The 11,831-nt window shown below is 64.6% G+C and carries 11 protein-coding genes; 3 read left to right on the top strand and 8 right to left on the bottom strand.

The features are described 5' to 3' along the window. Positions 1-97: 97 nt before the first annotated feature. Genes GJ699_RS10645 through GJ699_RS10655 form a run of 3 tightly spaced genes read left to right on the top strand, consistent with a single transcriptional unit; the run spans position 98 to position 4,381 of the window. The gene (locus tag GJ699_RS10645) at positions 98-2,245 is read left to right on the top strand and encodes a peptidase domain-containing ABC transporter (protein ID WP_154375858.1); all 2,148 of its coding nucleotides are present in this window, start codon (positions 98-100) and stop codon (positions 2,243-2,245) included. Next, positions 2,218-3,579 (top strand): HlyD family type I secretion periplasmic adaptor subunit, encoded by a 1,362-nt coding sequence (locus tag GJ699_RS10650; protein ID WP_154375860.1) that lies wholly within the window; start codon positions 2,218-2,220, stop codon positions 3,577-3,579. Before GJ699_RS10645 ends, GJ699_RS10650 begins: the two co-directional genes overlap by 28 nt. Positions 3,580-3,595: 16 nt before the next feature. Next, positions 3,596-4,381: a glycosyltransferase family 2 protein gene (locus GJ699_RS10655; protein ID WP_154375862.1), complete on the top strand. Its 786-nt coding sequence runs from the start codon at positions 3,596-3,598 to the stop codon at positions 4,379-4,381. Positions 4,382-4,442: 61 nt separating this feature from the next. On the opposite strand, the gene GJ699_RS10660 is transcribed toward GJ699_RS10655, so the two are convergent. The 8 genes from GJ699_RS10660 to GJ699_RS10695 all read right to left on the bottom strand — a co-directional run. Beyond that, positions 4,443-5,345 carry an NAD-dependent epimerase/dehydratase family protein gene (locus tag GJ699_RS10660; protein WP_154375864.1) on the bottom strand — a complete coding sequence of 301 codons (903 nt, stop codon included), beginning with the start codon at positions 5,343-5,345 and terminating at the stop codon, positions 4,443-4,445. Beyond that, positions 5,342-5,905 carry a dTDP-4-dehydrorhamnose 3,5-epimerase gene (gene rfbC, locus GJ699_RS10665; protein WP_154375866.1) on the bottom strand — a complete coding sequence of 188 codons (564 nt, stop codon included), beginning with the start codon at positions 5,903-5,905 and terminating at the stop codon, positions 5,342-5,344. The genes GJ699_RS10660 and rfbC overlap by 4 nt, the downstream gene beginning before the upstream one ends. Before the next feature lie 6 nt (positions 5,906-5,911). Next, complete coding sequence (locus tag GJ699_RS10670) at positions 5,912-6,691, bottom strand: hypothetical protein (RefSeq protein WP_154375868.1); 780 nt, start codon at positions 6,689-6,691, stop codon at positions 5,912-5,914. Continuing rightward, positions 6,691-7,290 carry a hypothetical protein gene (locus GJ699_RS10675; RefSeq protein WP_154375870.1) on the bottom strand — a complete coding sequence of 200 codons (600 nt, stop codon included), beginning with the start codon at positions 7,288-7,290 and terminating at the stop codon, positions 6,691-6,693. The genes GJ699_RS10670 and GJ699_RS10675 overlap by 1 nt, the downstream gene beginning before the upstream one ends. A 4-nt stretch (positions 7,291-7,294) precedes the next feature. Next, a complete protein-coding gene (gene rfbH / locus GJ699_RS10680) occupies positions 7,295-8,620 on the bottom strand; it encodes a lipopolysaccharide biosynthesis protein RfbH (protein WP_154375872.1) in 1,326 nt (441 codons plus the stop codon). A 10-nt stretch (positions 8,621-8,630) separates the two neighbouring features. Further along, a complete protein-coding gene (gene rfbG, locus GJ699_RS10685) occupies positions 8,631-9,716 on the bottom strand; it encodes a CDP-glucose 4,6-dehydratase (RefSeq protein ID WP_154375946.1) in 1,086 nt (361 codons plus the stop codon). Next, positions 9,713-10,486, bottom strand: coding sequence for a glucose-1-phosphate cytidylyltransferase (gene rfbF, locus GJ699_RS10690; protein ID WP_154375874.1), 774 nt, complete (start codon positions 10,484-10,486; stop codon positions 9,713-9,715). Before rfbF ends, rfbG begins: the two co-directional genes overlap by 4 nt. Positions 10,487-10,577: 91 nt before the next feature. Continuing rightward, positions 10,578-11,831 (bottom strand): O-linked N-acetylglucosamine transferase family protein (locus GJ699_RS10695; protein WP_154375876.1); only part of this gene is annotated, 1,254 nt, incomplete at its 5' end.

An 11,831-nucleotide genomic window follows, 5' to 3' on the forward strand; every position in this document is an offset into this window, starting at 1 on the left:
TTTCTACAACAGAAAAGGCGCCGAGAAACGTTGCACTGGGTTAGAATCCAGAGCTGGCACATAGTGCGCCAGTGCAAGCTTTTATCCTTACGGGCCTATGCAAGATAAATTTCCCCATACCGCGATTCAGTGTCTGACTGCCATCGCGCAGCATCATGGTCTGCAAATCAATCCTGAACGCCTGATTGACGAGAATGCCTTGCGTGCCGAGGAGCCCAATACCGGCGCGCTGCTGCGCATCGCCGCCGATATCGGCTTGAAAGCCAAGGCCGACAAGCTGACCTGGTCGCGCCTGATGGCGCAGGGCGGCGTGTTCCCGCTGATGGCGCGCCTGGTCGACGGCAATATGATCATCGTGGTGGGCGTCAAGCCGGGCGACAATGGCGAAGACCAGGTCGCGGTGCTGAACCCGGCCGCCGCCAACGCGCAAGTGGTGCTGGTGGCGCGCAGCGACTTCGAGCAGCGTTGGCTGGGCGACGTCATCTTCATCAAACGCCAGCACAAGCTGACCGATCCCAACCAGCCGTTCGGCCTGCGCTGGTTCATCCCCGAAATCCTGAAACAGAAGTCGGCCTTCCGCGACATCTTCATCGCCGCGATCGCGATGCAGCTGCTGGCGCTGGCCTCGCCGATCTTCTTCCAACTGGTGATCGACAAGGTGCTGACCCACCAGAGCGTGACCACGCTGCAGGTGCTGGGTGTCGGCATCGTGGCGGCGCTGGTGTTCGACTCCACCTTCGGCTTCCTGCGCCAGACCCTGACCCTGGCCGCTTCCAACAAGATCGACATGCGGCTGACGCGACGCGTGTTCGCCCACCTGCTGTCGCTGCCGATCGACTTCTTTGAAACCACCAGCGCCGGCGTCATCACGCGCCACATGCAGCAGCTGGAAAAAATCCGCAGCTTCCTGACCGGCCGCCTGTTCGTCACCGCGCTGGATTTGATCGCGCTGGTGGTGTTCGTGCCGATTCTGTTCAGCTACTCGCTGAAGCTGACCCTGATCGTGTTGCTGTTTGCCGGCATGATCGGCGGCATCGTGCTGGCCATGGTGCCGACCTTCCAGCGCCGCCTCAACGCGCTGTACGCGGCCGAGGGCCAGCGTCAGGGCATGCTGGTGGAAACCATCCACGGCATGCGCACCGTCAAGGCGCTGGCGATCGAACCGTCGCAGCGCAAGGTGTGGGATCAACGTTCGGCCGAAGCGATCACCATGCACTTCCGGGTCGGCCAGATTTCGATCGCCGGCAATTCGCTGACCGACTTCCTCGGCAAGCTGATGCCGGTGACCCTGATCATCGTCGGCGCCGCCGACGTGTTCGACAGCACGCTGACGGTGGGCGCACTGATCGCGTTCCAGATGTTGTCCGGCCGCGTCACCCAGCCGCTGATTTCGATCGTCGGCCTGGTCAACGAATACCAGGAAACCGCGCTGTCGGTGAAGATGCTGGGCGAGGTGATGAACCGCTCGCCGGAAGGCCGCGCCGGCGCGGTCGGCCTGCGCCCGATCCTGAAGGGCGAGATCAAGTTCGACAACGTGGTGTTCCGTTATCCGGGTTCGCAAAACCTGGCGCTGAACAAGGCCTCGTTCACGATTGAAGAAGGCACGGTGGTGGGGATCGTCGGCCGCTCCGGTTCCGGCAAGACCACCGTGACCAAGCTGATTCAGGGGCTGTATCCACTGCAGGAAGGCATCATCCGCTTTGACGGCATCGATGCGCGCGAGATCGAGCTGTCGCATCTGCGGCGCCAGATCGGCGTGGTGTTGCAGGAGAATTTCCTGTTCCGCGGCACGGTGCGCGACAACCTGTCGGTCACCAAGCCGGACGCGACGTTTGAAGAGCTGGTGGCCGCCGCGCAGGCGGCCGGCGCCGACGAATTCATTGAACGCTTGCCGCAGGGTTACGACACTGTACTGGAAGAAAACGCGACCAATCTGTCCGGTGGCCAGAAGCAGCGGCTGTCTATCGCGCGCACGCTGGTGGCGCGGCCGCGTATCCTGATTCTGGATGAGGCGGCGTCGGCGCTGGACCCGGAATCGGAAGCGATCTTCATCAACAACCTGTCCAAGATCGCGGTCGGCCGCACGGTGGTGATGATTTCGCACCGCCTGTCGACCCTGGTCAACGCCGACCGCATCATGGTCATGCAACAAGGCTCGCTGATGGACGCCGGCCGTCACGAAGAACTGCTTACCCGTAGCGAAACTTACCAGCATTTATGGAACCAGCAAACAAGCCACCTGTAAACGTCAAGCGCGGCAAGAAGGACGAAACTGAAATCGACTTTCTGCCGGATGCCGACGCCATCGAGCGCAATCCGCTGCCGAGGTTCGTGCGGCTGACGCTGCACGTGCTGTTGGGCGCGTTTGCCTTCTTCATCATCTGGGCTTGCGTGTCGCCGGTGGAGAAGATCGTCATCGCCCACGGCAAGCTGGTCAATCCACTACCCAATATTGTGGTGCAGCCGCTGGACACCTCGATCATTCAAAGCCTGAATGTGCGGGTCGGCCAGGTGGTCAAGAAGGGCCAGGTGCTGGCGACGCTGGACCCGACCTTCACCGCCGCCGATGAAAGCCAACTGCGCACCCGCTTTGAGTCGCTGCAGAACCAGACCAGCAGCCTGCGCGCCGAACTGGCCGGCAAGCCGGGCGCGACGGTGACGACCAAGAGCAGCGACGATGCCCAGCTACAGGCGCAGCTGTCGGTCGAGCGCAAGGCCAATTACGAGGCGCAAAAGTCCAAGATGGACGAGAACATCGCGCGCCTCAAAGCCGGCCTGGATACCAATCTGCACGACCAAGGCATTCTGGCGCAACGCGTCAAGTCGCTGCGCGAAGTGGAAGCCATGCAGGAGCAGCTGATGGCCGAGCAGTTCGGCGCCAAGATGCACTTGCTGGAAGCGCGCGACCGCCGCCTCGAAGTCGAGCGCGACATGGACCTGCAGCGCAACAAGGCCACCGAGATGAAGCGTGAGCTGGCATCGGCGCAGGCCGAGCGTGCCGCGTTTGAAAAGAACTGGCGCCAGAAATCGATGGAAGACTTGCTGAGCGCCAGCCGCGAGCGCGACAGCATCGCCGAGCAGCTGGCCAAGGCAGACAAGCGCAACAAGATGATCCAGATGGTGGCGCCGGCGGACGCGGTGGTGCTGGAAATCGCCAAGCTGTCGGTCGGCTCCATCGTGCGCGAGGCCGAGCCGCTGTTCACGCTGGTGCCGCTGGGGAATGACCTGGAAGCGGAAGTGCAGATCGATTCGCAGGACGTCGGCTTCATCAAGGTGGGCGCGCTGGCGCACTTGAAGGTGGATGCGTTCTCGTTCCAGGAGCACGGCATGCTGGATGGTAAAGTGCGCTTCATCAGCCAGGATTCGTTCAAGCGCGAGACGCCGGAAAAGAATGGCTCGGAAGCTTATTTCCTGAGCCGCATCCCGTTCAGCGGCCAGCTGCGCAAGCTGCCGGGCGACGGCCGGCTGTTGCCGGGCATGACGGTGACGGCGGAAATCGTGGTCGGTCACCGCACGGTGATGTCCTACCTGATGTTCCCGCTGACGCGCGCGCTGGATGAATCGATACGCGAACCATAACTTGCCGGAGTATTCCTTGTTCACCATCATCATCCCCACCCACGAGCGTCCAATACTGCTGATGCGCACGCTGGAATCGCTGATCGCGCAGACCTGCCAGGACTTCAAGGTGGTCATCGTGTCGGACTCGGCTGGCTATCTGCCGCCGTACCAGCATCTGAACCAGCTGGCCGGGCGTTTCGACTATGTGCTGCGCTGCTCGGGCACGCCAGGGCCGGCGGCCAGCCGCAACCTGGGGTTGGCGATCGCCGATGGCGAGTACATCCTGTTCCTCGACGATGACGACACCTATCGCCCGGATCACCTGGCCAAGCTGAAGGCGCGGCTGTCGCAGGACCAGCCGGAGCTGCTGTTCCACGATTTCCAGGTGCAGAACGAGGACCGCACCGTCAATCCGCCCAAGCTGCTGCCGGGCGGGCAGAAGATTTCGATTGCCGATGTGACGTTTGACAGCGTGTATGTGCGCAACCGCATCCCGAACAGCTGCGTGGCCTATCGCCGCGATGTGCTGCAAGGGGTGCGCAACGAGACCGATCTGATCATCTACGAAGACTGGGATTTTCTGCTGGCCGCGATGCACGGCCGCCAGCTGGTGCACTTCGACACCGATGGCGTGGTGATCCACAAGAGCGCGGCCACCGCGCCGGAGAATATGCGGCGCGGCAATTCACGCGATGACAAGATCGTTGAGGTGATGCTACAGCTGTACCGCAAGCATCCGGGGCCGAATATGGAGACGCGCCTGACCCGTCAGGCGCTGATGGCCAGCGCCGGCGTGGCGCTCGACTTGTCGCACTTCTAAACAGCCGAGCTCGTGTCCGATTTTTAGAACTGACCCCGAAGGGGGGACATCAAGGGGGACATCAGGCGTGGTGGAACAGGGCCAGGCCTTGCGCCAGGCCGACTTTCGGCCGCCAGCCCGGCACGCTGCGGTAGCTGTGCCAAGGCACCATCACTTCGCGCTCGCGGTAGGGGCGGCCGCCCCATTCGATGTTCAACGGTTTGCCGCTGACCTCGGCATACAGCGCGGCGAGCGCTTTCAGCGGCAGCGGCTGGCCGCTGGAGACGCCGTATTCTTCCATCGCCCCCGCTTGCGTGCTCAGCTGTTCGGCGGCCAGCAGGAAGGCGTCCAGCACGTCGTCGATGTAGACCAGGTCCATCAGCTGTTCGCCGGGTGACATGCCGAGCGTGCTGCCGTCGTTGGCGAGGCGCTTGAGCAGGTTCAGTATCTTGGGCCGGGTGTCGCCGGCGCCGTAGGTGTCGAACAGCTTGAGCGTGACTACGCGCAAGCCGTGCACTTCGATGTAGTAGCGCAGCAGGGCGTTAAAGGCTTGCTTGGTGGCCGCGTACAGGCAGACCGGGTTGTAGGCTTGGTCCTGGTAGTGCTCCCACGAGGTGCCGGTGTTGACCAGCTGCCGCGCGCCGCAGGCGGCCATGGCTTCCACCAACTGGGTGGAGAACAGCAGGTTGGCGTTGATCAGGCGGTCGATGTCTTCCGCTTTGTGGGTGGCCAAGAACAGCGAGGCCAGGTGGAACACGATGTCCGGCGCGGCGCTGCGCAGGATGGTGATCAGTTGCAGCGTGCTGCCGTCGTGGCGGTGCAGGTGCAGCCGGCCGCCGGCGTCCGGCAGGCCGGCGGTGGACGAGCTGGCGCGCAGCACCAGGTGGACTTCCCAGCCATCGGCCAGCAGCCGACGCGTCAGCGCGGCGCCGATGAAGCCGGAGGCGCCGGTCACCAGCGCCCGGCGCGGGGCGGCGGCGCTCATGGCGCGCTCCCGGCGGCGTGGTAGACGAACGGGCTGTCGAATTCGGCCAGCGCGGGGAAGCTGTGGTCGCGCGGCGACATGATGGGGGCTGGCGCCGGCCAGGCGATGCCGGCCGAATTCCACAGCACGCCGCCGTCGTTGTTGGGCGCGTAGGTGGTGGTGACTTTGTAGACCATCAGCGATTGCTCGCTCAGCGAGCAGAAGCCATGCGCCAGCCCGGCCGGCAGGTACAGCATGTGGCCGTTCTCGGCGCTCAGTTCCAGCGTGATGTGCTGGCCGTAGGCCGGCGAGCCGCGGCGCAGATCGAGCGCCACGTCCAGCACCGCGCCTTGGGTGCAGTAGACCAGCTTGGCGTGGTCGTGAGGCGGGGTCTGGAAGTGCAGGCCGCGGATCACGCCGCGCTGCGAGGTCGAATAGTATTCCTCGGCGAAATCGGTGGCCAGGCCGTGGTCGCGGAAGATGTCTTCATGGAAGACTTTGACGAAGCTGCCGCGCTCGTCACGACGGATGTCGGTGATGATCTGGAAGCAGCCGGGAATGGCGGTGGCGACAATCTTCATGATGGCTTATGTGCGGGGATAGTTTTCGTCCAGGCGCACCAGCGCGCGCGCGATGACCTTGTCCGGCCCCCATTCGGCGATGCGCTTGGACAGCAGGAAGGCTTGCAGCCGCTCGCAGCAGAAGGCCATGCTGCGGTCGGTGTAGCCGGGACGGTGGATGTAGTGATGGCGGAAGTAGCGCGACATCACCAGTTCGAGGTCATGCACGATGTCGACAAACCACTGCACCGGGATGTAGGCCACCGTCGGCGCCGTGATGAACGAGGGATTGCTGAGGAAGTTGGCGGCTTCCAGGTTGGTGATGACGCCGCAATCGACGGCGTCGCCGAAGAACATCAGCATGTCGCGGGTGGTGCCGTTGGCGTCGTACTGTTGCAGGATGCTGCCGGCGAAGGTGACCGAGATCGGCACGATCGGCGTCTGCATGTCGCCGTAGAAGTGCTCCGGCCTGACTTGCGCCAGCAGGTCGGGATGGGCGTGGTAGTTGAAGCCGGTCAGCACGCCGATCGGCTCGGTCAGGGCGAAACGGCGGTAGTGGCAAAAGCCGACGAAGCCTGTCGATTTGTTGGCGATCAGCTGGCGGCGCACTTCGAACAGCGCCAGGTATTCGCCCAGGTAGCGGTTGCGCCGCGCCTCTTCCGGCGACAGCAGCTTGCTCATGGCCAGGCCGTTTTCCGGCACGTAATCGCCCGAGCCCAGCATGGTCATGAAGTCCGGCATCTGCCAGCTGAAGGGCGCGTGGGCGATGCAGTAAAAAAGTGGCCTGTCGTTTATTTTATCGTTCATCACGCGGGCACGGCTTTAATCAGGTAGTGGGACGGCTGGGCCGCATCCAGCAGCGTCTGCGCTTCCAGCCCCTGTTCGGCGGCGCGCTGGCGCAGCGCCGCTTCGATTTCGGGCGGCAGCGGGGCCGGATTCAGCAGCACCCCGCTGACGACGCGGAAGCCGCTCTGCTGGAACAGGTTGAGAATGTCGGTGATGGTCCAGGCATGGCGCGGCGGCGTCGCCGGCGCATCCCAGTAGACGCCGTTGGTAATGCGGGCGACGACGCAGGCGTCCACCGGCAGTACCTTGCGTACCCGTTGCAGCACCCGCGCCGGGTTGGCCAGCTGCTCCAGCGAGGCGTCGAAATACCAGCCGTCGGCCCATTCCAGCTGCTTGTAGAGGGCGTCGCTGGCGCTGTGGAGGTCGGCCTGGTAGACGCGCTCGGCGTAGTCACGCGCATGTTGTGCGCGCGCCGGTTCGGCCTCCACCACCAGCAGCGACGAGGCCGGATACAAGGCGCGGTAGTCGCGCGCCAGTTCGCCGTCGTTGGCGCCGGCCTGCACCAGCAGGCGGGCGTTCGGCGGCAGCATGGAGCGGAACGGTTCTACATACGAATGCATCGCGTTAGAAGTTGACGCCGAAGAAGGCTTCCAGCTTGTCGACCACGAAGTCCAGCATTTCGCGGCTCAGGCCGGGGTAGACGCCGACCCAGAAGGTGTCGTTCATCACGCGGTCGGTGTTGGTCAGCTCGCCGGAGATGCGGTAGGTGCGGCCCTGCATGTAGGGCTGGCGCACCAGGTTGCCGGCGAACAGCAAACGGGTGCCGATCTTGTGCTGGTCCAGATAGGTCAGCAGGTCGACCCGGGCCACATTGGCTTCCGGCTTCAAGGTCATCGGGAAGCCGAACCACGACGGGTCGGAATTCTCGGTGGCTTCCGGCAGGATCAGGAATTCCTCGCAGGATTTCAGGCGATCCTTCAGATACGCGAAGTTGTCCTTGCGGGCCTGGATGAAGCCGTGCGCGCGGTCGATCTGCGCCAGGCCGCAGGCGGCTTGCATGTCGGTGATCTTGAGGTTGTAGCCGAGGTGGCTGTAGGTGTACTTGTGGTCGTAACCGGCCGGCAGCGTGCCGAAGCACTGGCAGAAGCGCTTGCCGCAGGTGTTGTCCTTGCCCGGCGGGCAGTAGCAGTCGCGGCCCCAGTCGCGGAACGATTCGGCGATCATCTTCAGTTCCGGATTGTTGGTGAACACGGCGCCGCCTTCGCCCATGGTGATGTGGTGCGCCGGGTAGAACGACATGGTGCCGATGTCGCCGAAGGTGCCGACCATCTTGCCGTTGTAGGTCGAGCCGAGGGCGTCGCAGCAATCCTCGATCAGCCACAGATTGTATTTCTTGCAGATCGCGGTGATGACGTCCAGGTTGTACGGGTTGCCCAGCGTGTGGGCCAGCATGATGGCCTTGGTCTTGGGCGAGATCGCCGCTTCCAGCTTGGTGACGTCGATGTTGTAGGTGCCGAGCTCGACGTCGACAAACACCGGCACTGCGCCGAATTGAATGATGGGGTTGACGGTGGTCGGGAAGCCGGCCGCCACGCCGATCACCTCGTCGCCCTGCTGGATCGCGCGCGCGCCCAGCTTGGGCGAGGTCAGCGCGCTGAAGGCGACCAGGTTGGCGGACGAGCCGGAGTTCACGGTGATCAGGAAGTCCACGCCGATCAGCTTGGCCAGCTTGGCTTCGAACTGGTCGTTGAAGCGGCCGGTGGTCAGCCAGGCGTCCAGCGAGGCGTGCACCATCAGTTCCATTTCCGGCGCGCCGACCACTTTGCCGGCCGGCGGGATGACGGTCACGCCCGGCTCGAAGGCCTTGGGCTGGCTGGCCAGCGCGCCGTATTCGGCCACCAGCTGGATGATCTGTGCGCGGAGTTGTTCCTTGTTTTGTGCTTCACTCATGATTGCTGCCTTAAAGAGGTGCGAGGGGTGCGGTATTTTGATAGGTGTCGATTTGAGTCAGCGTCAGCGCGCGCATGTCGGCGCCCGTCACGTGGGCCTGATGCCACTCAACGATCTTGTCGATAGTGTGGGCCAGATGCCAGCGCGGCTGCCATTGCAGGCGGGCGCGGGCCTTGGAGCAGTCCAGCTTGAGATAGTGTGCCTCATGTGGCTGCGGCGCGGCGTCCAGTTCCCAGGCGGCGCCGTCGCCCCAGCTTTGGCACAGGTGTTCGATGATCCACTCGACCGGGCGGGCGTCGGTGTCGTGCGGGCCGAAGTTGAAGCCCTCGGCGTACGCCGCGCCATGCTCATACAGGTGTTCGGCCAGCGTCAGATAGCCGGACAGCGGCTCCAGCACGTGCTGCCACGGGCGGATCGCGTGCGGGCTGCGGATGCGCACCGGCTGGCCGGCGGCGATGGCGCGTACCATGTCGGGGATCAGGCGGTCCTCGGCCCAGTCGCCGCCGCCGATGACGTTGCCGGCGCGGCCGGACGCCAGCGCCACGCCGTGCTCGGCATATTTTTCTGGATTGAAGAAGGACGAGCGGTAGCCGGCCGTGACCAGCTCGGCGCAGGCCTTGCTGTTGCTGTACGGGTCGTAGCCGCCGAAGGCTTCGTTCTCGCGATAGCCCCAGGCCCATTCCTTGTTCTCGTAGCACTTGTCGCTGGTGACGTTGACCACCGCCTTGATGCCGGGCGTGTTGCGCACCGCTTCAAAGAAGTTGACCAGGCCCATGACGTTGGTGGCGTAGGTCTCGACCGGGTTGGCGTAGGAGTAGCGCACCAGCGCCTGCGCCGCCATGTGGATGACGATTTCCGGCTGCGCCTGTTGCATGGCGGCCTGCAGGGCGGCGGCATCGCGGATGTCGCCGATAATGGAGGTCATGCCGCCGCCGACCTGGGCCACGTCGAACAGATTTGGATTGCTGGGCGCCGGCAGCGCGTAGCCGGTGACGTGCGCGCCGAGCTGTTGCAGCCACAGGCTGAGCCAGCTGCCCTTGAAGCCGGTGTGGCCGGTCAGGAACACCCGCTTGCCTTGCCAGAACGACGGCTTCATGGCCACTTCTTCCACGGCGCCGTGCCGCTTTGCCACAGGTCTTCCAGGTGGAATTTGTCGCGCAGCGTGTCCATCGGCTGCCAGAAGCCGTGGTGGAAGTAGGCGTCCATCTGGTTGTCCAGGGCCAGCGTTTCCATCGGCTCTTTTTCCCAGATGGTGGCGTCATTTTCGATGTAGTCGATGACTTTGGGCGACAGCACGAAGTAGCCGCCGTTGATCCAGGCGCCGTCGCCGCGCGGTTTTTCCTTGAAGCTGACGATGCGCTGGCCGTCGATGTCAATGGCGCCGAAGCGGCCCGGCGGCAGCACGGCCGACATGGTGGCCAGCTTGCCGTGCGCCTTATGGAAGGCGATCGAGGCGGTGATGTCGATGTCGGCCACGCCGTCGCCGTAGGTGAAGCAGAAGGCTTCCTCGTTTTTCAGGTGTTCGCGCACGCGCTTCAGGCGGCCGCCGGTCATGCTGTCGGCGCCGGTGTCGATCAGCGTCACGCGCCATGGTTCGGCGTGGCGCTCGTGCACTTCCATGCTATTGGCTTGCAGGTCGAACGTGACGTCCGAGGTGTGCAGGAAGTAGTTGGCGAAGAATTCCTTGATGATGTAGCCGCGGTAGCCGCAACAGATGACGAAGTCGTTGATGCCGTGAGCGGAATAGCTCTTCATGATGTGCCACAGGATGGGCTTGCCGCCGATCTCGACCATCGGTTTCGGCTTGACGGTGGTTTCTTCGCTGAGACGTGTGCCCAGACCGCCTGCCAAAATCACTGCTTTCATGCTGTCTCCGGTTGATGATGAGTGTTCGCAGACTGCATTGTCAGCCATTGCGGTCGTATTTTAAACGAAAAGCAACAGGGCGTTTGCCCCCTCAGCACTGCCCCAGCAGCAAATGGTAGCCCTGGCGCAGCGCCTGTTGCACGGTTTCATTTTGCTGCGGATCGCCGTCCGCCAATTGGCTGTAGTGCTGTAGCACCAGCGCGTTCAGCGCGCCCAGGCGGGCCGACAGCAGCGCCTTGAACTGGCGGCCATCGGTCAGGAAATGCTGGCGGGTGTGGGCCTCATACAACAGATACAGACGTTCCAGCGCCGCGCTCAGCAGGTCGCTCAGTTGTGCCGCCGGGGTGGCTGGCGGCGGCGCCGCTTCAAACGCCGACAGCGGCGCCGCCAGGTAGGCGCACTCGCGCCCGGCCAGCGCCGCCAGCGTGGTGGCCACGCCGGCCAGCGCGCGGTAGCGCCGGCCCTGGTAATGGCCGAAGCTGGCGCCCAACTGGTCGCGCCGCAGCAGCAGGGCCGGTGGGCACAGCAGGTCGCCGGCGCCGCCGTCATGGGTCAGCAGCATGCGCGCCAGCGATTCGCCGCTGACCGCGGTGTCGCTTGCCAGCAGCGGCGCGCCCGGCAGCGGCTGGCCGGCGGCGTCGACCGGCTGGCGCCAGCAGGCCACCAGGCCGATGCCGGGATACGCCTGGTAGTACTGCATCATGCGGCTGATTTTGTCGGGCCGCATCAGCTCGCCCGGCGGGGCGACCGCGATATAGCTGCCCAGGGCCAGCGTCAGGCTATGGTCGAGATTGGCTTCGTCGGCCAGCGCCGGCGCGCGGTTGTAGCGCAGTTGCGGATGGGCGGCCAGCAGTTTGCCGAGCCGGCGGCGGCGGGTTTCGCCGCTGCCGCTGTCGCTGACGATGATTTCGCAGCGGCCATATTGCTGCGCCAGCGCGGCGCGCACGGTGCGCTCCAGCTGCTCCGGACTGTGCTGGTCGCCGCAGGGAATCAGGATGCTGACCAGCGCCAGGCTGAGTTCCGGCGGCGCGCTGGCCTGGCCGTCGTCCGGCCGCAGGCTGCCGCGCGCCACTTGCAGGTACAGCTGTTCCAGCTGACGCACCAGGCGCGGGGTGTCGAACAGCGGTGCGCGGTCGCGGTTTTTGGCCAGGCGGCGGCGCAGCCGCGCCAGTTCCGGCGCCCGCCCGGCCAGGCGCACCGCCTTGTCTTCGTAGCTTTTGGCGCTGTGCGTCACCAGCTCCGGCAGGCCGATGGCGTGCAGCAGGCTGCCGCCGAGGCGGGCGGCGTAGCTGGCGCCGGCCCGGCTCAGCATCGGCACCCCGGCCCACAGCGCGTCGGCGGCCGC

The sequence above is a fragment of the Duganella guangzhouensis genome (assembly GCF_009674535.1).
GTDB classification, from domain to species: domain Bacteria; phylum Pseudomonadota; class Gammaproteobacteria; order Burkholderiales; family Burkholderiaceae_D; genus Rugamonas; species Rugamonas guangzhouensis.

Bases quoted from the DNA above. Each gene is read 5' to 3' on its own strand.
- rfbH (WP_154375872.1), bottom strand. From the start codon at position 8,620: ATGAGTGAAGCACAAAACAAGGAACAACTCCGCGCACAGATCATCCAG.
- GJ699_RS10670 (WP_154375868.1), bottom strand. From the start codon at position 6,691: ATGAACGATAAAATAAACGACAGGCCACTTTTTTACTGCATCGCCCAC.
- GJ699_RS10675 (WP_154375870.1), bottom strand. From the start codon at position 7,290: ATGCATTCGTATGTAGAACCGTTCCGCTCCATGCTGCCGCCGAACGCC.
- rfbF (WP_154375874.1), bottom strand. From the start codon at position 10,486: ATGAAAGCAGTGATTTTGGCAGGCGGTCTGGGCACACGTCTCAGCGAA.
- GJ699_RS10650 (WP_154375860.1), top strand. From the start codon at position 2,218: ATGGAACCAGCAAACAAGCCACCTGTAAACGTCAAGCGCGGCAAGAAG.
- rfbG (WP_154375946.1), bottom strand. From the start codon at position 9,716: ATGAAGCCGTCGTTCTGGCAAGGCAAGCGGGTGTTCCTGACCGGCCAC.
- rfbC (WP_154375866.1), bottom strand. From the start codon at position 5,905: ATGAAGATTGTCGCCACCGCCATTCCCGGCTGCTTCCAGATCATCACC.
- GJ699_RS10660 (WP_154375864.1), bottom strand. From the start codon at position 5,345: ATGAGCGCCGCCGCCCCGCGCCGGGCGCTGGTGACCGGCGCCTCCGGC.
- GJ699_RS10645 (WP_154375858.1), top strand. From the start codon at position 98: ATGCAAGATAAATTTCCCCATACCGCGATTCAGTGTCTGACTGCCATC.